The following is a 23,179-nucleotide window of genomic DNA, read 5'->3' as shown; positions in this document are numbered from 1 at the left end:
GGGTTCATTAAAATTTTTAGTAACTTGTTTATTATAACCGAAAAGCAGGAGGTGATGAAAGAGAAGCGAAAAAAAGCACCACCCTCACGCTTGAGGATGGTGCTACGAAATCAGTCAGCCACGTATGGGATTAAAGCCATTTGACGTGCGCGTTTGATTGCGATTGTAAGTGGACGTTGGTATTTCGCTGAAGTACCAGTCACACGACGTGGAAGAATCTTACCGCGTTCCGAAATGAAACGTTTGAGAAGTTCTACGTCTTTATAATCGATATGAGTGATGTGGTTCGACGTGAAGTAACATACTTTACGACGACGTTTTCCACCTGGACGACGTGCCATGTGATTAACCTCCTTTTTTAACTTGGATTTTTCAGAACGATTTCCTTAGAACGGGAGATCGTCGTCTGAAAGGTCGATCGAACTACCGCCGCTGAACGGATCAGCGCCGAAGCCCGAATTCGATGAAGCGGGTGCTGGCGAGGAAGAGTTGTTCTGCTGTTGCTGTGAACCCCATCCTGCAGCATTCCCGTTTCCACCAGTAGATGAAGCGTAGCCTTCGCTACCATCCGAAGAACGGCTCGCGTTGCGTGACTCAAGGAAGCGAACGCTATCAGCGACGACTTCCGCACGGTAACGGCGTTGCCCTTCTTTATCGTCGTAGCTGCTAATCTGGAGGCGACCCTCTACACCAGCAAGACTACCTTTCTTCAAATACTGAGCAACGTTCTCTGCTTGCTTGCGCCAAACGACGCAATCGATGAAATCAGCTTCTCGCTTCCCATCTTGCCCTGTGAAAGGACGGTCACATGCGAGTGTGAATCGCGTTACCGCAATCCCGCTCTGCGTATAACGCATTTCCGGGTCACGAGTTAACCGACCGACTAAAACGACGCGGTTAATCATCAGAATCACTCTCCTGTTTCAGCTTATTTCTCGTCTTTTGTGATCATTAAGCGAACGATATCGTCACTGATCTTCATGAGACGGTCAAGTTCTTTTGTAGCTGCTGGTTCAGCAGTCACGTTAAGAAGAACGTAGAACCCTTCACGCATATCATTGATTTCGTAAGCGAAACGACGTTTACCCATTTCAGTTGTTTTATCAACTGTACCACCGTTATCAGTGAGGACTTTGTTAAAACGCTCCACTGTTGCTTTGCGTGCTTCCTCATCAAGTTCCGGACGGATGATGTAAAGTACTTCGTATTTACGCATATCTGTCACCTCCTCTTGGACTGGCGGCTCGAATGTTCGAGCAAGGAGCAATAATTCATTACTCACATTCGTTAATACTACCAAAGTATTTTGCTTTATGCAATAACGATTCGATTTCGATTAGACGTTGAAGCGGAATGTGACGACATCGCCGTCCTGGAAGACATATTCCTTACCTTCTGAACGGTAACGACCTTGTTCCTTAACTGTCGCCATGTTACCTGCAGCTGCTAAATCTTCATACGCAACGACTTCTGCACGGATGAATCCGCGTTCGAAGTCCGAGTGGATGACACCCGCACATTGTGGGGCTTTCATGCCTTTTTTAAACGTCCAAGCGCGTACTTCTTTTTCACCTGCTGTGAAGTATGTCGCAAGACCAAGTGTGCTGTACGCCGCATGGATCAATTGATCAAGACCCGACTCTTCGATTCCGAGATCGACGAGGAACTCTTGACGTTCTTCTGGCTCAAGCTCCGCAATCTCTTCTTCGATGCGAGCACAGATGACGATGACTTCTGCGCCTTCTTTTGCTGCGAACTCACGGACGAGACGAACGTTCTCATTGCTGTCTGCATCTGCGACTTCATCTTCGCCGACGTTTGCGACGTAGAGCATTGGTTTCATCGTCAACAATTGGAAGTGTTTGACGATGGCTGCTTGATCTTCATTCAATTCAGCGAGACGTGCTGGTTTCTCATCTTCGAGCAACGCTTGCACGATTTCAAGTGCTTCAAGCTCAGCCGCTGCGTTTTTATCGCGCGACTTGACTTGTTTTTGGACACGCTGAATCCGTTTTTCGACCTGCTCAAGATCTGCGAGGATCAATTCGAGGTTGATCGTCTCGATATCATCGATCGGTGAGACTTTTCCGGCCACGTGTGTGATGTTCTCATCTACGAAACAACGCACGACCTGACAAATCGCATCTACTTCACGAATGTTCGCGAGGAATTTATTTCCGAGCCCTTCCCCTTTAGACGCACCTTTTACGATACCGGCGATATCCGTGAATTCGAATGCTGTCGGGATCGTCTTTTTCGGATTGACGAGTTCTGTCAATTTCCGAAGACGTGCATCTGGTACTTCAACGACACCGACGTTCGGGTCGATCGTTGCGAACGGATAGTTCGCTGCCTCGACACCTGCTTGTGTGATGGCGTTAAAAAGTGTTGATTTTCCTACGTTTGGTAAGCCAACGATTCCTGCTGTTAATCCCACTTGGAATTCCTCCTTTTCGGTATTTCCTAGGAAATCCGTGCTAGCGGCCGCAGTGGGTAGAATGATTACACCACATCAGCACATCTTTCACAATTATAGATAGTTCATTTTTTTTAAGCAAGGAGCTCGACCGTCTTTTTTAATCACGCTCTAATCGAACACAATCACTTCGCTTATGAAAGACAACGAAAAAGCGGATGTGATCACGAGAATCACATCCGCTTTTTCGTCACTCTGGTAAGACTTTTTTCAATCGTTTATCAAAATCACGACGTGGCATTAAAATGCTTGCCCCGCAACCTTGACATTTGATTCGGATATCCATGCCGACCCGAATGATCTGCCATCGGTTCGTTCCACATGGATGCTGCTTCTTCATCTCAACATAATCATGGAGTTGATACGTTTTTGGAATCATCCGTCTGTCCACCATTCTTTTGTTCTGGATTCATCATGACCATCCGTGGATACGGGATCTTGATGTTTTCTTCTTCGAGTCCTTGCTTCAATTCCTTCCGGATCAGGCGACCAGCTTGGAAATGTTGCATCGGTGGTACTTCTGCCATCAAACGATAGACGACCTCTGAAGGGCCAAGTGTCTGAACACCGAGCATCTGAATCGGCTCGACGAACATATCGACATACTTCTTCGTCGTCCGGTCTGCAATCTCATGCAAAACTTGTTCGACGCGTTCAAGATCCTCATCATAAGAGACTTGGACATCGACGAGTGCGAAACTGTTGTCGACCGAATAGTTCGTGACTTGTAAAATCTGACCGTTCGGGATGATGTGGATTTCTCCGTTGAGTCCTTTGAGTTTTGTCGTCCGGATACCAAGTTCCGTCACGACGCCTTCGATTACACCGACGCGTACATAATCTCCGACTTTAAACTGACGTTCGAAGATGATGAACGCTCCGGTAATGATATCTTGCACCAAGTTCTTCGCACCGAACGAAATCGCGAGACCGGCGATTCCGGCACTGGCGACGAGACCGGTGATGTTGATACCGAACTGACTGAGCACCGTCAACAACATGATGATTCCAAGTACGTAGCGAATCGCATTTTGCAGTAGCTTCAACAGCGTCTCGTTCTGACGTTGTGCTAGATAGTCCTGTTCATTGATTTTCCTGATCGTAAAGAGACGTGAGACTGCCCCAGTCAAAACGCGCGTCAACACATAGAACGCCGCGATGATGATGAGCGCAATCAGTAGTTTCATCCCAAAACGAATCCACATATCCGCATCCATTACTTGGTTGATCAATTTATCGACTTGGGCGACGGATTCTTGTACATCTTGATTGGTAGCCATTCTCTCATCCTTTCTTATTCTCTCTATTACGACAGTATACGTGATTTTAATCGAGTTTCAACCAAAGAGCCGATTTTGACGTTAGATTTCTGGAAAAACCGGGAAAGGAAAATCATCTAAGAACCCTTCACTCTTGCCAATCCACCACGACACCGACACCAAGAGAAGAAAGGATGATTTCGATGAACTTCCGCTTTCATTCGCACGAGCCCAAGCCCTATTCTTTCTTTTTAGAATATACGGAACCGTTCGCGAAAGAACGCTTAGCCGAACAATTATTCGAACAAGTCTCTGCCGTCCAAGAAAAACGTCCAATCGTACTCGTCTGCATTGGTTCTGATCGTTCAACAGGTGACTCACTCGGTCCACTCGTTGGGACATTCCTCGAGAAACAAGCGCCTGCTCATCTTCACGTCTACGGTACACTCGCTAAACCCGTCCATGCACTGAATCTCGCGGAAACCATTCATTCGATCCAAACGACACATTACCGTCCACTCGTCATCGCGATCGATGCGTGTCTCGGTCGGCTTTCAAGTGTCGGACATGTCTTTTTCTCGGAAGGTCCACTCGCACCCGGCGCCGGCGTCCAAAAAGAGTTGCCTGCGGTCGGTGACTTCAACATTAAGGCTGTCGTCAACGTCAGTGGATTCATGGAGATGATGATTCTCCAGAACACACGGTTACACCTTGTTTATGAACTAGCGGAACTCGTCGCGAACAGCTTCCATTTACTTGATGCGAAACTCTCCGCTGAATCCACACGAACGACGATTTCTTTCACGCCGCGTTCAATGTAAGCAAAAAGAAGCGAACCGTCGCCCGGAACGCTTCTTTTTCATTGATTCGATTCAGGTAACAACAAGTCGAGCAACCGGTTAAGGTCGTCTTCGTCTGTAAAATCGATCTCGAGTTTCCCTGCTTGTTTTCCTTGTTTAATCCGAACGGTCGCCCCGTATTTTTCGCGAAGTGATTCCTCGACGAATTGAACAGCGGTCGCTTGCTGCGGACGGACGGATTCCTTTCGCTCCCGAAGCGCCTGCTCTAACCGACGGACGTTCCAGTTCTCCGCCATGACCCGTTCTGCCATCTGTTCGATCTTCTTTGGATGTTTCAGCGATAGGAGCGCGCGGGCATGTCCCATCGACAACCGTTCGTCCATGACCGCTTGTTGAACGAGCAATGGCAACTGTAACAGTCGAAGGCTGTTCGTAATGTGCGAACGACTTTTCCCGACACGCTGTGCAAGCTCTGCTTGCGTAATGTCGAATTCCTCGATCATCTCCGCATACGCCATCGCTTCTTCAATCGCGGATAAGTCCGCTCGTTGGATGTTTTCAATCAAGGCGAGTTCCATGACGCGTGTCTCGTCCGCTTCAATCACAAGGACCGGCACACGTTCGAATCCTGCGCGACTTGCTGCCTGATAGCGCCGCTCACCGGCGATGATTTCATAGTAGCCATCACGTGGTCGAACGACGATCGGTTGGATCATCCCGTGACGAACGAGCGATTGGGCTAACTCTTCTAATGCTTTTTCATTGAATCGTTTCCGAGGTTGAGTCGGATTCGGGCGAATCGCCCGAACAGGTAATTCATTCACGTGTTTTCTCTCCTAAACGTAGCGGAAGGCACGACCGCTTATTCCGGACGTGCCTTCACGATGCGAATTCGCACCTCTACATATTCTTCGCAATCGACTTCTTCTTTTTCGATCGTCAATCCAGTCTGCTCGATCATATCCACGGAGTCCCGCAAGGTGTTTAACGCGATCCGTGTATCTCGTGCAAAGCTTTTATGACGTTTTTTCTTCGGTGGCTGTGGTGTCATCAATCGTTCCACCCGGCGCTCCGTCTCCTTGACGTTCCATTCCCGTTCCAGAATTTCAGCGAGTACCGTTACTTGTAACGCTTCATCCTTGAGCGGCAATAGCGCACGGGCATGACGCTCCGTGATCGTCCGTTGCTTCAATGCTTCCCGGACATCGGTTGGCAATCGAAGCAAACGTAATTTGTTGGCAATCGTCGATTGACTACGTCCGAGCTTACGCGCTAACACTTCTTGCGTGATGTCCTGTAACGCAAGCAAGCGCTCATAGGCTTCTGCTTCTTCGATTGGTGTCAAATCTTCGCGTTGCAGATTTTCAATCAATGCCAAGGAAGCAGTCGTCTCGTCCGTCATCTCTTTGACGATGGCAGGAATCGTTTCCCAACCAAGCGAGCGCACTGCTCGGTACCGTCGTTCTCCGGCAATGATTTCGTATCCTGTTCCTTGTTTTCGAACGACGATCGGCTGGAGTAACCCATGCTCTTCGATCGTAACCGCTAGTTCTTCAATTCGGTCCCCGTCAAACACAGTCCGTGGTTGGAACTGGTTCGCGACAAGTTCTGTCAATGGTAATTCCTGAACCGTCTCTTGTGGGTCAAGCTCGATCGTAGCAGGTTTACCGAGCAGTTTGGCAATTGCATTTCTCACGTTGGCGCACCTCACCTTTATCAGTCATCGTTTCACGTGAAACGGTGTTTAGCTTAATGGATCTTTCGCAGGCGTACCCGCTTTACGCGGATATTTCCCGGGTGTTGTTCGTTTTTTATCTACAATAACGATATTACGCTCACTTTCCTCGCCTGGCAATTGGAACTGGAAACTTTCCCGTAAATTCCCACCGAGTACTTTCAAGGCAATCGCACCATCCTCGAGCTCTTCACTGACTTTCGCTGCCTTCAAGGCAACGAATTGTCCTCCGACTTTCGCAAGTGGTAGGCAATATTCCGCGAGAACGGACATCCGGGCGACCGCACGTGCGGTCACGACGTCAAACCGTTCGCGGAATTGTTTATTTTTACCGAACTCTTCTGCGCGTCCATGATGGAACGCGACACCTTCGAGTCCGAGTTCCGTCGCCAAATGATTCAGGAAGCCGATTCGTTTGTTCAGTGAATCGACGATCGTCACTTGAAGGTGCGGGAACATGATCTTGATCGGCAGACTCGGGAAACCGGCGCCCGCTCCGACATCACAAACCGTCGTGACCGTCGTGAAATCAAAATAGAACGCTGCTGTGATCGAGTCATAGAAGTGCTTTAAATAGACATCTTCTTCATCGGTGATCGCCGTCAGGTTCATCTTTTCATTCCACTCGACGAGCAGTTCATAATACCGCTTGAATTGATGCAACTGATGTTCTGAGACCTCAAGTCCCTGTGCTGCCAATGCTGTTACGAATTGCTGTTGGTTCATCTCGTTCACTCCGCAGTCAATGCGTATTGGCCTTGTTCGATATAGACAAGCAGGATCGAGATATCAGACGGGTTAACCCCTGAAATCCGGGATGCTTGTCCGATCGAGAGCGGACGCACTTGGTTTAGTTTTTGTTTCGCTTCAATCGCTAATCCACTGATCGCATCGTAATCGAGACGATCCGGAATCCGTTTTTGCTCCATCCTCATCATTTTTTCGACTTGATCGAGTTGTTTATCGATGTAGCCGGCATATTTGACTTGGATTTCGACTTGTTCTGCTGCTTCTGCAGACAATGGTGTTTCCGGTGGTGTCATCTGCGCGATCATCGCATATGTGATTTCCGGGCGTTTCAGCAACGTGATCGCATGCAAGGCTTCCTTGAGTGGTGACGCACCGATGGCTTCAAGCTGTGCATTCACGTCCGGTGTCGCTTTGATGACGACCTTCTCAAGACGTTTCATCTCAAGACGGATTTGTTCTTGTTTGTCGAGTAGCTTCGCTTGGCGTTCTTCCGAGATCAATCCGAGTTCATGTCCGATTTCTGATAAGCGAAGGTCCGCATTATCATGACGGAGCAACAACCGGTACTCGGCACGTGACGTCAAGAGACGGTACGGTTCGTTCGTACCTTTCGTGACGAGATCATCGATCATGACACCGATATAGCCTTGCGAACGTGACAAGATGAGTGGTTCTTTGCCTTGGACTTGTAGTCCGGCATTGATCCCTGCCATGATCCCTTGTCCCGCTGCTTCCTCATAACCACTTGTTCCATTGATTTGACCCGCTGTGAATAAACCAGGAACCCGCTTTGTCTCGAGCGTTGGCCAGAGTTGTGTCGGAACGACGGCATCGTACTCAATCGCGTAACCAGGACGCATCATTTCTGAATTCTCAAGCCCAGGAATCGAGCGGAGAATATCATGTTGAACGTCTTCCGGTAAACTTGTCGATAATCCTTGGACATAGACTTCTTCCGTATCGCGACCTTCTGGCTCAAGGAAGATTTGGTGACGCGGTTTATCGTTGAACCGGACGACCTTATCTTCGATCGATGGACAATAACGGGGACCTGTCCCTTTAATCATCCCAGAGAACATCGGGGAACGGTGTAGGTTCGCATCGATCAACTGATGCGTATACTCCGTCGTATACGTCAACCAGCATGGGATCTGTTCCGTGATCATCTGAGTCGTTTCATGACTAAACGGAAGCGCTACTTCGTCACCTGGTTGGATCTCCGTCTTCGAATAATCGATCGTTTTCCCATCGATGCGCGGTGGTGTACCTGTCTTGAAACGTGCGAGCTCAAATCCGAGTTCTTCAAGGTGTTTCGATAGATTGATCGATGGCATCTGATTGTTCGGACCACTCTCGTACGACAATTCACCGATGATGATTTTCCCGCGCATGAACGTTCCTGTCGTGATGATGACTGCTTTCGCCCGGTACTCTGCTCCGGTATTCGTGACGACACCAACGCAACGTCCGTCTTCATCGATCAACAACCGTTCGACGAGTGCTTGACGTAAAAGAAGATTCGGCTCATCCTCGAGCGCTTTTTTCATCCGGTTTTGGTATTCGAATTTATCCGCCTGTGCCCGTAATGCTCGTACAGCAGGACCTTTAGACGTATTTAACATTTTCATTTGAATATACGTTGCATCGATCGCGCGTGCCATTTCACCACCGAGCGCATCGATTTCCCGGACGACGATCCCTTTTGCAGGACCACCAATCGACGGGTTGCAATACATGAATCCAACCATGTCGGGATTCATTGTCAACATGACCGTTTTCGAGCCCATTCGTGCCGCAGCAAGAGAGGCTTCGATGCCGGCATGTCCGGCTCCGACGACGATGACGTCGAATTCACCTGCTTGATAAGCCATAGTACTGGTTCCTCCTTCTTATTCCACACGCAGTCGTCTTGGATTATTTCCCGAGACAAAACTGCGAAAACAACTGATCCAATAAACTATCCTGTGCTGTATCTCCATTGATTTCGCCGAGCGTGTCCCATGCCCGTCGTAAATCGATCTGTACCATATCGATCGGCATCGCTGCTTCTGCTGCGCCGAGGGCATCTTCAATCATTTGACTCGCGCGTTTGATCAGTTGGATATGTCGTGCATTCGAGACGTACGTCATATCTTGGCTCTCGACACCCTGTTCAAAGAACAGACTCGCAATCGCCGCTTCAAGATCGTTGACGCCTGCTTCTTCGAGCAAGGACGTCGTAACGATCGGTCGACCATCGGCAAGCTCCGTGACACGCGCTAAGTCAATCTGTTGCGCCAAGTCACTCTTGTTGACGATGATGATTGCGTTCATCCCTTTAATCGCTTCAAACAGCAAGACATCCTCATCCGTCAGGACATCGTTCCCGTTGAGGACGAGTAAGATCAAATCGGCCGTCTTTAAAGCCTGGCGTGATTTTTCGACACCCATCCGTTCGACGATATCTTCCGTCTCTCGAATCCCTGCCGTATCAATCAACTTTAGTGGTACACCACGAACATTGACGTACTCCTCGATCGTATCGCGTGTCGTTCCCGCGATATCCGTGACGATAGCCTTCGCTTCTTGCACCAATGTGTTGAGCAAAGACGATTTACCGACGTTCGGACGACCGATGATTGCTGTGGATAACCCTTCACGAAGGATTTTTCCTTGGCGTGCCGTTGTTAATAACTCTGCTAGAATCGCGCGGACAGCACCCGCGTCACGTTCGACGATCTGTTGTGTCATCTCTTCTGCATCATATTCCGGGTAATCGATGTTGACTTCGATCGCAGCAATCGTCTGCAACAGTTGTTGACGTAAGTCTTGGACGAGTTTTGAGAGACGCCCTTCAATTTGACTGACGGCGACATGCATCGCTCGATCCGTCTTCGCGCGGATCAGATCCATGACAGCTTCCGCCTGCGACAAATCGATTCGTCCGTTCAAGAACGCGCGTTTCGTGAATTCACCCGGTTCCGCTAATCGGACTTCCGGTTGTGCGAGAATGAGTTCGAGGACACGATTGACCGCGACGACTCCTCCATGACAATTCAATTCGATGACATCTTCACGTGTGAACGTCTTTGGTGCGCGCATGACACTCACCATTACTTCATCGACGACACGGTCCGCCTCGTGATCGACCAATTTCCCGTAATGAATCGTATGGGTTGGTACTTCCGTCAAGCGGTTGGTTCCTTTATAGACGCGGTCGGCTACAGCGACTGCATCAGGACCTGATAAGCGCACGATCGCAATCGCCCCTTCTCCCATCGGCGTCGAAATCGCGGCAATCGTATCAAATTCCATCATCCGTTCTTCCACCTCGTTTTTCTTCTGTCTTTTTATGAGTATTTAATCCTTAATCGTTGCAATGGGTATAACGAAACAACTATACACGAAATGACGCAAAAGAAAAAGAGCGACACTCTGTCAAAACAAAGCGTCGCTCTTCACGTATTAGCGTTTCTTTTTCGATTTTTTAGGAGCCGGTGCTGCTTGTGCCGCTTCTTTTTCACGTTTAGCAGCCATTGCCGCTTCCGTCTGCAACTTAATCTTTTCACGCATTGGTTTCATGATGACGATCGTGACGATGATCGAGAAGATGTAACCGACGACCCAGTAAAGCGAAAGGGCAGAAGGGAGTGTGACCCCCATGATGAAGATCATGATCGGGAAGACGTAGAGCATGATTTTCATTTGTGGGTTGTCTTCTTGACCTGCCATCGAGATCTTTTGTTGCAGATACGTCAGTACCGCAGACATGATCGGCAAGATGAAGAATGGATCCGGTTTACCAAGGTCGAACCAGAGGAATGTGTGTTGGAAAATAGCCGGTGTATAAATGATGGCGTTATAGAACGCGATCAAGATCGGCATTTGGATCAAGATCGGTAAACAGCCTGCGAGTGGATTGACGTTGTGCTCTTGGTAGAGCTTCATCATTTCCTGTTGCAATTTCTGTTGCGTCTCTTGGTCTTTTGAGCTGTATTTCTCACGAAGCTTCATCATTTCAGGTTGAATGACTTGCATTCCACCCATACTCTTCGTTTGTTTGATCATCAATGGAAGGATGACAAGACGAACGAGAAGTGTCGTAATGATGATTCCGATACCGTAATCACCGCTAAAGAACTGTGAAATCTCACGAATCAACCACGCCATCGGCCAAACGAAGTAATGTTTCCAAAAACCTTCTGTGTCTGCTGTGATCGGTTCACCAGTACCATACGAACTAGGTGTACAGCCGGATAACACGATCGCGAGCACGGACATGAGTCCGAGAGTTAACCAAATCTTAGTTCTCTTGTTCATAGTTCCTCCTAGAAATTGTTTACGCTTTGTCGAACGCCATCTTCTTCTATAGTAAGGCAAGGAAAGGGAGCGCCGTACAAATCAACAGGATACATTGCTACGATTCATTTTTTTGATCGCATCCAGACACCGGAACGTTTAAGCACGTGACGGAGACTGTCAGCCACTTCTTGCGCGGTCATCTTCGCGGCCGGATTGCGCGCGATGATCACCAAATCATAATTCGGGGCAATCGAGGCTTCATGCTGCTGGCATGCTTCCCGAAGATACCGTTTCACCTGATTCCGGACGACGGCATTCCCGATTTTCTTACTGACGGATAAACCAACCCGAAAGTGAGTCTGTTGCTCCTTTTTCAAGGCATACACGACAAATTGCCGATTTGCGACAGAGGCTCCTTTAGTAAACACCGCTTGGAACTCCTTGTCTTTCTTGACGCGGTATTCCTTCTTCACCTTATTCACACTCCATCCTGACACTACGAAAATTCGTCGTCTCTCATCATATCATAGAATAAACATGCGACGCGATAGGGCGCATGTGACAAAAGCACGAACACACGAAAAAACATAAAAAAAATCACCTCGGATCATGCCCGAAGTGATGGATGCATCAATGCATTAGACAGTCAAGGCTTTGCGGCCCTTAAGACGGCGAGCAGCCAAGATACGGCGGCCACTCTTCGTAGCCATACGCGCACGGAATCCGTGAACTTTTTTACGCTTACGGTTGTTTGGGTTGAAAGTTGGTTTCATTCGTCTGCACCTCCTTTAAAAGATCTTTATAACCAATTGTTATTTTCTACTTTAAGGCAGTCTTGTACATTATATAAACTGATTGTGGCATTGTCAATGAAAGTTCAGAAGATTTCTTGTCCTGCTTAAGGGATTTCTGGTTTGAAAACAGGCAATAGGATTCGACTGCGCAAACTCTATTACGCGATAGAATGCGTGTGGATCATGGAGGGGATGTTTGTAGACTTATCCACCTATCCACAGACTTATCCACATTATCCACACTTTCCGTGGATAACTCTTCACTTTGTCTACGATAGTATTTTTTAAAATCGACGTCAATCCTCGATTTTGGATTTCCTTTTTCCACTTCTTTTGTGTTTTGTGAATAACTCTTTTTTAACGCTTCCTCTTTCAAAAAGTTATCCACCTCTTATCCACAATTTATCCACACTATCCACAGCTTGTGGGTAACTACCTGTGGACGATTGAATTTACTTGTGGATAAATCATTCCAACCATTGCCAGAGCTCATTTCTTTTGATACACTAATTGTGCATAACACGATCCTGATTGCTTAGGACCAAACAAGTTATACACACCCTGTGGATAACTTTATACACAGATTCAATTGCCTGTGGATAACGTTATCCACAGTTTTTACGTTATGGGGATAAGTCGAGTTTCTTCATTAACTTTGTCTGTGTATAAGCCTGTGTACAAATTTTTTCTATCTTGATAAAAAAAGGGGGGTATTTATGAAAAACGCTGCCGAACTTTGGCATAATGTCTTATCTGTGATTGAGGAAGAGGAACGAACACCGAAAGCCAGTTATGATATGTGGTTGAAGTCCACAGAAGGCGTTACGCTAAATGGAACGACTTTACTCGTTTCAGCACCGGCTGCATTTACGGTGACGTGGCTTGAGCGCCAGTACTTATCTTTACTTGAAGACACAGTTGAGGAAGTAACCGGAAGCCGACTCGATATTCAGTTCATTGAAGAGGGACAAGCGAAGAAAATGCTCGATCGACAAGAAGAGGAACGGATCGAAGCAACACCGGCTCCGAAATCGCGTCCATTGAACACGCGCAAACCGACAGATGAACTGACGATGAGTGAACTTGGACAATTGAATGAGAAGTACACGTTCGATACATTTGTCATCGGATCGGGGAACCGTTTTGCACACGCCGCTTCACTGGCTGTTGCTGAAGCACCTGCTAAAGCATATAATCCGCTTTTCATCTACGGTGGCGTTGGTCTTGGCAAAACCCATCTGATGCATGCCATCGGACAGTACGTTCAAGATCAAAATCTTGGGACACGGATTGCCTATGTCTCTTCTGAACGCTTTACGAATGACTTTATTAACTCCATCCGTGATAATAAGACGGTTGAGTTTCGAAATAAATACCGTAACATCGATGTCCTCTTAATTGATGACATCCAGTTCCTTGCGGGCAAAGAACAGACGCAAGAAGAGTTTTTCCACACATTTAATGCACTGCATAACGATCAAAAACAAATCATCATCTCAAGCGATCGACCACCAAAAGAGATTCCAACGCTTGAAGATCGGCTCCGTTCTCGTTTTGAATGGGGATTGATTACCGACATCACGCCACCGGATCTCGAGACACGGATTGCGATCTTACGGAAAAAGGCGAATGCTGAACAGCTTGATGTCTCAAACGAAGTCATGCTCTACATCGCGAGTCAGATTGATACGAATATCCGTGAGCTCGAAGGAGCGTTGACGCGTGTCATCGCTTATGCGAATCTCGTCGGACGACCGATTGATCCAAATGTCGCTGCAGAAGCCTTGCATAACATCATGCCAGTCGCCGAACCGCGTAAAGTCACGATTCGTGACATCCAGGAGTCGGTCAGTAAGCATTTCAACTTGCCGTTTGATGATCTTAAGGCGAAGAAACGGACGAAATCGATTGCCTTTCCACGTCAAATCGCGATGTATCTTTCGCGTGAGATGACGGAAAGCTCATTACCGAAGATTGGGGAGGAATTTGGAGGACGCGACCATACGACCGTCATCCATGCCCATGAAAAAATCAGTATGTTGATCAAATCAGACGGTGAAACAGGAAAAGTCATCGAACAAATCAAGCATGAGTTAAAGCATTCGTAAAACTGTGGATAAACATGTGGATAAAGTAGGGTGGTTATCCACAACTTATCCACACCGTTTTTGGCTCTATATCAAGTTATCCACCGACTTATCCACACTATCCACAGCCCCTAAGACTATTATTAAAAAAATATATTATTATGTTATGATGGGCGCATGCCCATTATTTTCGAGAGGAGTCTAACGACGATATGCATATCACCATTCAACGCGAAGCTTTAATTCAAGCAGTACAAGATGTAGCCAAAGCGGTCTCATCCCGCACGACGATTCCGATTCTGACAGGGATCAAACTCGAAGCTCATGGAGATGGCATGACGCTGACAGGAAGCGATACAGAAATCTCGATTGAACGGACGATCTATGCAGAAGAGAACGGAACGTCTTATGTCACGGTCCACCGTGCTGGTAGTGTCGTCTTGAATGCTCGCTTCTTCGGCGATATCGTCAAAAAGATGCCAAAAGACGAAGTGACACTTGAAGTCTCACCGAACTTCATGACACGGATTCAGTCAGGAACAGCGGAATTCCATTTGAACGGTCTTGATCCAGATGAGTTCCCACGTCTTCCACAAGTCGATGGGGGACAACGTTTCCGTTTACCGGCTGATCTCTTACGGTCGATGATTCGTCAAACAAGCTTTGCTGTCGCTGTTCAAGAAACACGTCCTGTTCTCACAGGTGTGAACTTCTCAGCCGACAAAGGTATCTTGACGTGTGTCTCAACGGATAGTCACCGTTTAGCCCTTCGTCGTGCTCAGTTTGAGACAGATACGGATATCTCGTTCCAGAACGTCATCGTTCCTGGTAAGAGCTTAAATGAATTATCGAAGTTACTTGGGGATGGTCATGTGGATATTACGATCACGAACCAACAAATCTTGTTCAAGATGAAACACGTTCTCTTCTTCTCGCGTCTACTTGACGGAAACTATCCGGATACATCACGTTTGATTCCAGAAGAGTACCGGACAGCTGTCCGCATGAACGCGAAAGAATTGCTCCAAGCGATCGATCGCGCGTCACTGCTCGCACGTGAGGACCGTAACAACGTCATCAAGTTTGCAGCTGAAGGAACGACAGCGGTCGAGATTTCTTCGCATTCACCAGAAGTCGGGAAAGTCTCGGAGCAAGTCAGCATCCTTTCGCTTGAAGGGGAAGAACTGAAAATCTCGTTCAACTCGAAGTACATGATGGATGCCTTAAAGGCGCTTGACGCGACAGATATCGAAATCCAGTTCACGGGTTCGATTCGTCCATTCATCTTGCATCCAGTTGATCAAGATAACGTCTTGCAACTGATTCTTCCAGTCCGGACGGCGTAAGCATCAACATAAAAACACGTGACAAGACGGGTTCGATCGTTTCGACATCGGACCCGTCTTTTTCGTATACCGTATATACGTTCGGGAATTTTGCTAAATCGTTCAATATTTAGTACAATAAAGAGTACGTCATTTATAATATGTAGGTAGGAGGAGTCAATCCATGCAAGAAATCAGAATTACAACGGAATATGTCACATTAGGGCAGTTCCTGAAACTGTCGGATATCATCTCAAGCGGAGGGCAAGCCAAACCGTTTTTAGCAGAGGTGCCAATTCTAGTCAACGGCGAAGTCGATCAGCGACGTGGTCGTAAATTACGGGATGGAGACATCATTGATGTAGAAGACTACGGTCAGTTCATCATCAAGAACGAGGGTAACTAACGTGCGGCTGGATTCAGTCCGACTCAGTCATTATCGCAACTATGACGCACTCGAACTGTCATTCTCCGAAAAGACGAATGTTCTGATTGGTGAAAATGCACAAGGGAAGACGAACTTATTGGAAGCGATCTATGTTCTCGCTCTCGCGAAGTCTCACCGGACGACACATGACAAGGAACTGATTGGTTGGGACCAGGAGACGGCGCGCGTCGAAGGACGTGTCGTCAAACGAACAGGTTCTCATGTCCAGGAGATCGTCATCTCGGGTCGCGGGAAAAAAGCAAAACTAAATCATCTAGAGCAACGACGCTTGAGTGATTATGTCGGGGCACTGAACATCGTTTTATTCGCCCCGGAAGATTTGCATATCGTCAAAGGCAGTCCACAAGTCCGCCGGCGGTTTCTCGATATGGAGATCGGTCAAGTCAGCCCGGTCTATTTGCATGAATTGAGTCAGTATCTGAAAGTGTTGAAGCAACGCAACGCATTGCTGAAACAACTGTCCATGAAGGGAGGAGACGAGACCTTCCTTGATATCTTGACGGAGCAAATGATTACGCTAGCCGTTAAAATCGTTCAGCGCCGCCATCATTTCATGGCCCAACTCGAAAAGTGGGCACGACCGATTCATGACGGAATTAGTCGTGGACAGGAAGAACTCGCGCTCATCTATCGTTCGGACACATTTGGCAATGAATTACTCGATGTCGAAGGAATGACTGCGTCCTACACGCAGAAGTTTGGTAAAATAAAAGAAAATGAAATCCGAAGAGGAGTTACGTTGTTTGGACCACATCGCGATGACTTTGAGATGGAAGTCAATGGACGAAACGTCCAAACGTATGGTTCACAAGGACAACAACGAACAGCAGCCCTCTCGTTAAAACTTGCAGAGATCGAATTGATTCACGAGGAAGTCGGAGAGTATCCACTTCTTCTACTCGACGATGTCTTATCCGAGCTTGATGATCATCGTCAAACACATTTGCTCGATACGATGCAACAAAAGGTCCAGACGATCCTGACGACGACAAGCGTCGATGGGATTGCGCATGAAACGATCAACCAAGCGAAGTTGTTCCACGTGAAACAAGGGACGGTCGATTTGGAAGAGACATCATATAAAGAAACAGTAGGTGAGAAAACCGATGAGTAATCATGAAGATATGGAATTGGAACAAGGATACGGTGCCGATCAGATTCAAGTTCTTGAAGGATTAGAAGCAGTACGTAAACGTCCAGGGATGTATATCGGCTCGACGGCATCAAAAGGTCTCCATCACCTCGTATGGGAGATCGTCGATAACTCGATCGATGAGGCGCTCGCAGGATACTGTGACACGATCAAAGTCACGATCGAACCAGGGAACTCGATCTTAGTCGAGGATAACGGACGCGGTATTCCAGTCGACATTCAAGAGAAGATGGGTCGTCCTGCCGTTGAGGTCATCCTGACAGTCCTCCACGCCGGTGGTAAATTCGGCGGCGGCGGATATAAAGTATCGGGTGGATTACACGGTGTTGGGGCCTCAGTCGTTAACGCCCTGTCGACGAAACTTGAAGTATTCGTCAAACGGAATGAAAAGCTGTATTACCAAGCGTACCATCGCGGTGTACCAGCGCAAGACCTCGAAGTGATTGGAACATCAGAAGAGACCGGAACGACGATTCGTTTCTTCCCAGACGGTGAGATTTTCCAAGAAACGCTCGAGTATGACTACGATTTGCTAGCGACACGCCTGCGGGAACTTGCTTTCTTAAACAAAGGCTTGAAGATCATCATCACGGACGATCGTGCGGATGAGCCGATGACGCGTAGTTTCCACTACGAAGGTGGGATTAAATCTTACGTCGAACACTTAAACCGTTCAAAAGAAGTCGTTCACGCAGAACCTGTCTACGTACACGGCACAAAAGACGGCATCGAAGTCGAAGTTGCACTTCAGTACAACGATGGATTTGCGTCAAACATCTACTCGTTCACGAACAACATCCCTACGCATGAGGGTGGTACGCACGAGACCGGCTTCAAGACAGCTTTGACACGCGTCATCAATGATTACGCGAAAAAGTTCGGTCTGATGAAGGATGCAGACGGTACACTGTCCGGTGAAGACGTACGGGAAGGGATGACAGCGATCGTTTCTGTCAAGCACCCGAACCCGCAGTTCGAAGGACAGACGAAGACGAAACTTGGGAATTCCGACGCACGTACGGTCACGGATTCGCTCTTCTCTGGTGCATTTGAGCAATTCATGCTTGAAAATCCGACGAACGCACGCGCAATCGTCGAAAAAGGGATGATGGCGTCTCGCGCCCGGATGGCAGCAAAACGCGCACGTGAATTGACACGCCGTAAAGGTGTTCTTGAAGTCAGCTCGCTTCCAGGTAAACTGGCCGACTGTTCGTCACGTGATGCGTCGATTTCCGAATTGTATATCGTTGAGGGTGACTCAGCGGGTGGTTCTGCGAAATCCGGACGTGATCGTCATTTCCAAGCAATCTTACCGATTCGCGGTAAAATCTTGAACGTTGAGAAAGCACGTCTTGATAAGATTCTTGGAAGCGATGAGATCCGGACGATCATCACGGCACTCGGGACAAGTATTGGTTCTGAGTTCAATATCGAGAAGGCACGCTACCACAAAGTCATCATCATGACCGATGCCGATGTCGATGGTGCCCACATCCGGACACTCTTGTTGACGTTCTTCTACCGTTACATGCGTCCGCTTGTCGAGCATGGATACGTCTATATCGCTCAGCCACCGCTATACGGAATCAAACAAGGGAAGAACATCACGTACGTGCACAACGAACGTGAATTGACAGAGGCGCTTGCAGCGCTTCCTGAAAACGCACGGTACGATATTCAGCGCTACAAAGGTCTTGGAGAGATGGATCCAGAGCAGCTTTGGGAAACGACGATGGATCCAAGTGGTCGTCAAATGTTGCGTGTCGAGCTTCAAGATGCGATCGAAGCGGATGAAGTCTTCGATATCTTGATGGGAGATCAGGTCAAACCACGACGCGACTTCATTCAATCTCACGCACATTACGTCAAGAACCTGGATATTTAACGCTGAACAGAGAGGGTGGCCAGAAGCATGTCCGAACAAAATCACGGAATCATCAAGGATATTAATATCAGTCAAGAGATGCGTACGTCCTTCATGGACTACGCGATGAGCGTCATCGTCGCACGTGCTCTTCCGGACGTACGGGACGGTTTAAAACCCGGACACCGCCGGATTCTCTATGCGATGAACGACCTCGGTATTCGTGCCGATAAACCACATAAAAAGTCTGCCCGTATCGTCGGGGAAGTCATCGGTAAGTATCACCCGCACGGGGATTCTGCCGTCTATGACACGATGGTCCGCATGGCGCAAGATTTCAGCTATCGTTATGAACTCGTCGATGGACACGGAAACTTCGGTTCAGTCGATGGAGACTCGGCGGCTGCGATGCGATATACGGAAGCTCGTATGTCAAAAATCGCAATGGAAATCGTTCGCGATATCAACAAAAACACAGTTGACTTCAAAGATAACTACGATGGTTCGGAACGCGAACCGGAAGTCTTACCGTCGCGCTTCCCGAACTTGCTCGTCAACGGTTCAAGCGGGATCGCGGTCGGGATGGCAACAAACATTCCGCCGCATCAGTTAGGTGAGGTCATCGATGGTGTCTTAGCACTGTCTCACGATCCCGAAATCACGATTCAAGAATTGATGCAGCACATTCCGGGACCTGATTTCCCAACGGCTGGTGAAATTCTTGGTCGTAGCGGGATTCGTCGCGCATATGAAACAGGACGTGGCTCCATCATCGTCCGTGCGAAAGCAGAAATCGAACAGACGAAAAAAGACCGGGAACGGATCATCGTGACAGAGTTACCTTATCAGGTCAACAAAGCCCGCCTTGTTGAAAAGATTGCCGATCTCGTCCGCGAGAAAAAGATCGAAGGCATTACGGATTTACGGGATGAGTCAGATCGCCGCGGTATGCGGATCGTCATGGAAGTCCGTCGTGATGCAAATGCAAGTGTCATCTTAAACAACTTGTATAAACAGACGTCAATGCAAACGACGTTTGGTGTCAACATGCTTGCGATTGTCGGAGGGCGTCCAAAAACATTGACGCTTAAAGAAATGCTCTATCATTACCTCGAGCATCAAAAAGAAATCGTTCGTCGTCGGACACAGTTCGATCTCGAAAAAGCAGAAGCACGTGAACACTTGCTCGCTGGTCTACGGATTGCGCTTGATCATTTGGATGAAGTCATTCAAATCATTCGCGGTAACCGGACAGCAGACGCAGCACGTGAACAGTTGATGGAGCGTTTTGCGTTATCTGAGAAACAATCACAAGCGATTCTCGATATGCGCTTACAACGCCTGACAGGTCTTGAGCGGGAAAAAATTGAAGCAGAGTATGACGAAATCATGCAATTGATCGCAGAACTAAACCGCATCCTTGCAAGTGAAGAAGTCTTGCTTGATTTGATCCGGACAGAACTCGAGGAGTTGAAAGAACGTTTCAACGACGAGCGACGGACGGAAATCCGGATGGATCATATCGAATTCGAAGATGAAGACTTGATTCCAGAACAAGATATCATCATCACGTTGACAAGCAGTGGTTATATCAAACGGATGACGACGGATTCGTACCGGACACAGCGCCGCGGTGGACGTGGCGTTCAAGGAATCGGAACGAACGACGAGGATTACGTTACGCGTCTCTTATCTTGTTCGACGCATGATACGATTCTATTCTTTACGAACCGCGGGAAAGTCTACCGGATTCGTGGGTACGAAGTACCAGAGATGAGCCGGACATCAAAAGGTGTGCCGATCATCAACCTCATCCAAATTGAACGCGATGAAAAGGTCGAGACGATGATTCCAGTCAACTTCAAACGTTATCTTGAGGAGCAACAAGCAACTGAAGCACCTGTCGAGGTGGTTGAAGGAGAGATTGAAGAGACGGAAGAAGCGCTCGAAACGGAAGAAGTCGTTCAAGATGAGCAAAAATCATTGATCTTCATGACACGTAAAGGACGCGTCAAACGTTCACCGTTGTCCGCATATGCCCGGATCAACAAAAATGGTTTGATTGCGATTCGGTTGTTTGAAGACGATGAATTGACATCTGTTCGTCTTGCATCGACGGATGATGAAGTCTTTGCTGTTTCAACAAGCGGGAAAGCGATTCGTTTCCCAATCACGAATGTCCGCTCGATGGGACGTGGTGCTCGTGGTGTCAAAGCGATGACGTTACGCCCAGACGATTTCGTCGTCGGGATGGAACTTGCACGTGATGCACAAGATGTTCTGGTTATTACGGAAAAAGGATTCGGTAAACGAACACCGATGACCGAGTTCCGTAGTCAATCGCGTGGTGGGAAAGGATTGATCGCGAGTAAGGTAACAGATCGCGTCGGTCAAATCGTTGCCATGCGAATCGTTGATGTCGATGATGACATCATGATCATGACAGAGAGCGGTATCGTTATTCGGACAGACTCGCAATACATTTCACGTGTCGGCCGCAACACCCAAGGGGTGAAGGTCATTCGAATTGAAGAAGGTGACCGTGTTGCAACGGTTGCGAAACTGAAACGAGAAGAAACCGATGAAACGGAAGAAGATACGGATCTTGTATCAGAAGAGAATGTAGTCGAATCGGATACTTCAGAAGAAGTGGAGGAGTAAGCAAGACGTTAGTAAGGAAGCAGCAGAGTGATACCACTCTGCTGCTTTTATCTACATATATAGAAAGAAGAGAAAGGAACGAAGCGATATGCGAGTGGCAAGTGATCAATTACGCATCGGGGATCGTTTAACCGAATCGATCTACTTACATACAGATCATCCGATCGTAGAAGCAGGGAAAAAAATTGGAACCGACGAGTTACGACGAATCCAACGGTTTTTGATTAAAGAAGTCACCATCGAGGATCGTCCTGATCTTGTCGAAGGTGAAAAGACACAGATTGAAACAGTGGCTGCGCAGATAGAACATCCTTTTGAAGAGTTCATTCGCTCCTATAATAAAGTCTTCATGTCATGGGAACAGGGGATGAAGCCAAATGTGTATGAAGCTTTGAGCTGGGTCAAACAGTCCGTCCCGGAACAAATTACGAGACAAGATGTTCTGCCATTCTTCCTTGAACGGGGAACGGAAGCTTACACTGTGCGACATGCCATTTATCGAGGAGCAGTTGCCCAAATGCTTGCTGAAGCAGTCAGAAAAGAACGGAAAATGATCCATGAGCTGTGGACGGCATCTTATTTTGCGGATTACGGACTAGCGCGGATCATGGAATGGCGTCACACGAAACGTTATGAAGCGATGCAACAAGAAATTTTTCAACGTCACCCGGCAATGGCATATCAAGTCTTGCAAAAGGAGACGATTATCTCTGACACGGTAAATCGTTTGATTGTTCAACATCATGAACGTTTAGATGGATCTGGTTATCCTCTAAAGGTAAAAGGTGATAAGATTGCAGATCATGCTCGATTGTTCATTGTAGCGGATGTTTTTGCTGCAATGACAAGTTGGCGCCCATACCGGGAAGCGTATACGCCGTTTGACGCATATCGTCATTTAAAAGCGCGACCGATGCAATATTGTTCAAAATATGTATTATTGCTTGGACAGTTACTTCTACCGATTGAAGTCGGTGATCGCGTATTGATGAGTAATGGGAAGATTGCAACAATCGCTCAAAAGAATCCAGTCTTTGATCGTCCTGTCATTTCTTATGAAGACCAGGGAAGAATGATCACCGTTGATTTAATGGAAGAACGACAGCATAGCATCATTCAATTGATGGATTGATAAGGAATAAGTAGCCTCTTGAGCCGAATTCGTAAGGTTCAAGAGGTTTGTTCATGATTTTAAAAATAATTTCAAAATAAGTGTTGCGCAATAATAAAACGCATGATATATTATTACATGTCATTAACAAAGACAAGCGCTTGAAACAAACGAAAAAACAATTTCAAAAAAGTTGTTGACTTCTTGTTTCAGACTTGGTATTCTAATTGAGTCGCCAAAACGGGCGCGGACGAACTTTGAAAACTGAACGATGAGGCAAAAATCGTATTCTACGGAATACAAAAACGAATGAAGCGCAAGCTTCGTCAACCGTGACTTCGGTCACACAACGAGCAAGTCAAACACTTCATGGAGAGTTTGATCCTGGCTCAGGACGAACGCTGGCGGCGTGCCTAATACATGCAAGTCGAGCGC

General features: G+C 47.5%; 23 protein-coding genes and 1 rRNA gene. 9 read left to right on the top strand and 15 right to left on the bottom strand.

Annotated elements, in window-relative coordinates; genetic code table 11:
* Nucleotides 1-110: 110 nt before the first annotated feature.
* From rpsR to HZS85_RS13745, 6 genes are all read right to left on the bottom strand, one after another.
* Nucleotides 111-341 carry a 30S ribosomal protein S18 gene (gene rpsR / locus HZS85_RS13770; RefSeq protein WP_023469849.1) on the bottom strand — a complete coding sequence of 77 codons (231 nt, stop codon included), beginning with the start codon at nucleotides 339-341 and terminating at the stop codon, nucleotides 111-113.
* Between the two features lie 45 nt (nucleotides 342-386).
* On the bottom strand, nucleotides 387-905 hold the full coding sequence (gene ssb / locus HZS85_RS13765) for a single-stranded DNA-binding protein (RefSeq protein ID WP_023469850.1): 519 nt from the start codon (nucleotides 903-905) through the stop codon (nucleotides 387-389).
* A 23-nt stretch (nucleotides 906-928) separates the two neighbouring features.
* Nucleotides 929-1,216 (bottom strand): 30S ribosomal protein S6, encoded by a 288-nt coding sequence (gene rpsF, locus HZS85_RS13760; RefSeq protein WP_058704734.1) that lies wholly within the window; start codon nucleotides 1,214-1,216, stop codon nucleotides 929-931.
* A 120-nt stretch (nucleotides 1,217-1,336) separates the two neighbouring features.
* A complete protein-coding gene (ychF, locus tag HZS85_RS13755; RefSeq protein WP_214856537.1) occupies nucleotides 1,337-2,437 on the bottom strand; it encodes a redox-regulated ATPase YchF in 1,101 nt (366 codons plus the stop codon).
* 229 nt (nucleotides 2,438-2,666) lie between these two features.
* Entirely contained in the window at nucleotides 2,667-2,855 is a 189-nt protein-coding gene (locus tag HZS85_RS13750; protein ID WP_023469853.1) for a DUF951 domain-containing protein, read from the bottom strand.
* A complete protein-coding gene (locus tag HZS85_RS13745) occupies nucleotides 2,827-3,756 on the bottom strand; it encodes a mechanosensitive ion channel family protein (RefSeq protein ID WP_214856536.1) in 930 nt (309 codons plus the stop codon). The genes HZS85_RS13750 and HZS85_RS13745 overlap by 29 nt, the downstream gene beginning before the upstream one ends.
* Before the next feature lie 182 nt (nucleotides 3,757-3,938).
* On the opposite strand from HZS85_RS13745, the gene yyaC reads away from it, so the two are divergent.
* Nucleotides 3,939-4,556: a spore protease YyaC gene (gene yyaC / locus HZS85_RS13740; RefSeq protein ID WP_035412220.1), complete on the top strand. Its 618-nt coding sequence runs from the start codon at nucleotides 3,939-3,941 to the stop codon at nucleotides 4,554-4,556.
* A gap of 38 nt (nucleotides 4,557-4,594) precedes the next feature.
* Here the strand turns inward: yyaC and HZS85_RS16905 are convergent, their stop codons facing one another.
* From HZS85_RS16905 to HZS85_RS13695, 9 genes are all read right to left on the bottom strand, one after another.
* A complete protein-coding gene (locus HZS85_RS16905; protein ID WP_214856535.1) occupies nucleotides 4,595-5,359 on the bottom strand; it encodes a ParB/RepB/Spo0J family partition protein in 765 nt (254 codons plus the stop codon).
* A 38-nt stretch (nucleotides 5,360-5,397) separates the two neighbouring features.
* Complete coding sequence (gene noc / locus HZS85_RS13730) at nucleotides 5,398-6,231, bottom strand: nucleoid occlusion protein (RefSeq protein WP_214856534.1); 834 nt, start codon at nucleotides 6,229-6,231, stop codon at nucleotides 5,398-5,400.
* Nucleotides 6,232-6,279: 48 nt separating this feature from the next.
* Entirely contained in the window at nucleotides 6,280-6,996 is a 717-nt protein-coding gene (gene rsmG, locus HZS85_RS13725; protein ID WP_023469858.1) for a 16S rRNA (guanine(527)-N(7))-methyltransferase RsmG, read from the bottom strand.
* 5 nt (nucleotides 6,997-7,001) lie between these two features.
* Nucleotides 7,002-8,891, bottom strand: a complete 1,890-nt coding sequence (mnmG, locus tag HZS85_RS13720; protein WP_214856532.1) for a tRNA uridine-5-carboxymethylaminomethyl(34) synthesis enzyme MnmG — start codon at nucleotides 8,889-8,891, stop codon at nucleotides 7,002-7,004.
* A 43-nt stretch (nucleotides 8,892-8,934) separates the two neighbouring features.
* Nucleotides 8,935-10,317 (bottom strand): tRNA uridine-5-carboxymethylaminomethyl(34) synthesis GTPase MnmE, encoded by a 1,383-nt coding sequence (mnmE, locus tag HZS85_RS13715; protein WP_285801421.1) that lies wholly within the window; start codon nucleotides 10,315-10,317, stop codon nucleotides 8,935-8,937.
* A 147-nt stretch (nucleotides 10,318-10,464) separates the two neighbouring features.
* The gene (gene yidC / locus HZS85_RS13710) at nucleotides 10,465-11,319 is read right to left on the bottom strand and encodes a membrane protein insertase YidC (protein ID WP_214856531.1); all 855 of its coding nucleotides are present in this window, start codon (nucleotides 11,317-11,319) and stop codon (nucleotides 10,465-10,467) included.
* A 104-nt stretch (nucleotides 11,320-11,423) separates the two neighbouring features.
* Nucleotides 11,424-11,774, bottom strand: a complete 351-nt coding sequence (rnpA, locus tag HZS85_RS13705) for a ribonuclease P protein component (RefSeq protein ID WP_023469862.1) — start codon at nucleotides 11,772-11,774, stop codon at nucleotides 11,424-11,426.
* Between the two features lie 165 nt (nucleotides 11,775-11,939).
* Nucleotides 11,940-12,074, bottom strand: coding sequence for a 50S ribosomal protein L34 (gene rpmH, locus HZS85_RS13700; RefSeq protein ID WP_012371910.1), 135 nt, complete (start codon nucleotides 12,072-12,074; stop codon nucleotides 11,940-11,942).
* Between the two features lie 202 nt (nucleotides 12,075-12,276).
* Entirely contained in the window at nucleotides 12,277-12,471 is a 195-nt protein-coding gene (locus HZS85_RS13695) for a hypothetical protein (RefSeq protein WP_214856530.1), read from the bottom strand.
* 340 nt (nucleotides 12,472-12,811) lie between these two features.
* Here HZS85_RS13695 and dnaA point away from each other — a divergent pair, with 340 nt between their 5' ends.
* The 8 genes from dnaA to HZS85_RS13655 form a co-directional block, all read left to right on the top strand.
* Nucleotides 12,812-14,203 carry a chromosomal replication initiator protein DnaA gene (gene dnaA, locus HZS85_RS13690; protein ID WP_056064610.1) on the top strand — a complete coding sequence of 464 codons (1,392 nt, stop codon included), beginning with the start codon at nucleotides 12,812-12,814 and terminating at the stop codon, nucleotides 14,201-14,203.
* Between the two features lie 191 nt (nucleotides 14,204-14,394).
* Nucleotides 14,395-15,528, top strand: a complete 1,134-nt coding sequence (gene dnaN, locus HZS85_RS13685) for a DNA polymerase III subunit beta (protein WP_023469864.1) — start codon at nucleotides 14,395-14,397, stop codon at nucleotides 15,526-15,528.
* A gap of 163 nt (nucleotides 15,529-15,691) precedes the next feature.
* Complete coding sequence (gene yaaA / locus HZS85_RS13680) at nucleotides 15,692-15,913, top strand: S4 domain-containing protein YaaA (protein ID WP_023469865.1); 222 nt, start codon at nucleotides 15,692-15,694, stop codon at nucleotides 15,911-15,913.
* A gap of 1 nt (nucleotide 15,914) precedes the next feature.
* Nucleotides 15,915-17,069, top strand: a complete 1,155-nt coding sequence (gene recF, locus HZS85_RS13675) for a DNA replication/repair protein RecF (RefSeq protein ID WP_214856529.1) — start codon at nucleotides 15,915-15,917, stop codon at nucleotides 17,067-17,069.
* Between the two features lie 10 nt (nucleotides 17,070-17,079).
* A complete protein-coding gene (gyrB, locus tag HZS85_RS13670) occupies nucleotides 17,080-18,993 on the top strand; it encodes a DNA topoisomerase (ATP-hydrolyzing) subunit B (RefSeq protein ID WP_214856610.1) in 1,914 nt (637 codons plus the stop codon).
* 27 nt (nucleotides 18,994-19,020) lie between these two features.
* Nucleotides 19,021-21,633, top strand: coding sequence for a DNA gyrase subunit A (gene gyrA, locus HZS85_RS13665; RefSeq protein WP_214856528.1), 2,613 nt, complete (start codon nucleotides 19,021-19,023; stop codon nucleotides 21,631-21,633).
* 88 nt (nucleotides 21,634-21,721) lie between these two features.
* Entirely contained in the window at nucleotides 21,722-22,765 is a 1,044-nt protein-coding gene (locus HZS85_RS13660) for an HD-GYP domain-containing protein (RefSeq protein ID WP_214856527.1), read from the top strand.
* Nucleotides 22,766-23,110: 345 nt separating this feature from the next.
* Nucleotides 23,111-23,179: ribosomal RNA gene (locus HZS85_RS13655) — 16S ribosomal RNA — on the top strand; the annotation flags it as partial.

This window comes from Exiguobacterium sp. s130, assembly GCF_018619055.1.
In the GTDB taxonomy this organism is placed as follows: Bacteria; Bacillota; Bacilli; order Exiguobacteriales; family Exiguobacteriaceae; genus Exiguobacterium_A.
Note: the sequence above shows the minus strand (reverse complement) of the source record. Positions and strands in the feature narration are given on the sequence as shown.

Coding starts and splice junctions, on each gene's coding strand:
- dnaN (WP_023469864.1), top strand. CDS start 14,395: ATGCATATCACCATTCAACGCGAAGCTTTAATTCAAGCAGTACAAGAT.
- rpsR (WP_023469849.1), bottom strand. CDS start 341: ATGGCACGTCGTCCAGGTGGAAAACGTCGTCGTAAAGTATGTTACTTC.
- ssb (WP_023469850.1), bottom strand. CDS start 905: ATGATTAACCGCGTCGTTTTAGTCGGTCGGTTAACTCGTGACCCGGAA.
- dnaA (WP_056064610.1), top strand. CDS start 12,812: ATGAAAAACGCTGCCGAACTTTGGCATAATGTCTTATCTGTGATTGAG.
- gyrA (WP_214856528.1), top strand. CDS start 19,021: ATGTCCGAACAAAATCACGGAATCATCAAGGATATTAATATCAGTCAA.
- mnmE (WP_285801421.1), bottom strand. CDS start 10,317: ATGATGGAATTTGATACGATTGCCGCGATTTCGACGCCGATGGGAGAA.
- HZS85_RS13750 (WP_023469853.1), bottom strand. CDS start 2,855: ATGATTCCAAAAACGTATCAACTCCATGATTATGTTGAGATGAAGAAG.
- yidC (WP_214856531.1), bottom strand. CDS start 11,319: ATGAACAAGAGAACTAAGATTTGGTTAACTCTCGGACTCATGTCCGTG.
- HZS85_RS13745 (WP_214856536.1), bottom strand. CDS start 3,756: ATGGCTACCAATCAAGATGTACAAGAATCCGTCGCCCAAGTCGATAAA.
- rpsF (WP_058704734.1), bottom strand. CDS start 1,216: ATGCGTAAATACGAAGTACTTTACATCATCCGTCCGGAACTTGATGAG.
- mnmG (WP_214856532.1), bottom strand. CDS start 8,891: ATGGCTTATCAAGCAGGTGAATTCGACGTCATCGTCGTCGGAGCCGGA.
- rsmG (WP_023469858.1), bottom strand. CDS start 6,996: ATGAACCAACAGCAATTCGTAACAGCATTGGCAGCACAGGGACTTGAG.
- HZS85_RS13660 (WP_214856527.1), top strand. CDS start 21,722: ATGCGAGTGGCAAGTGATCAATTACGCATCGGGGATCGTTTAACCGAA.
- gyrB (WP_214856610.1), top strand. CDS start 17,080: ATGGAATTGGAACAAGGATACGGTGCCGATCAGATTCAAGTTCTTGAA.
- yyaC (WP_035412220.1), top strand. CDS start 3,939: ATGAACTTCCGCTTTCATTCGCACGAGCCCAAGCCCTATTCTTTCTTT.
- rpmH (WP_012371910.1), bottom strand. CDS start 12,074: ATGAAACCAACTTTCAACCCAAACAACCGTAAGCGTAAAAAAGTTCAC.
- yaaA (WP_023469865.1), top strand. CDS start 15,692: ATGCAAGAAATCAGAATTACAACGGAATATGTCACATTAGGGCAGTTC.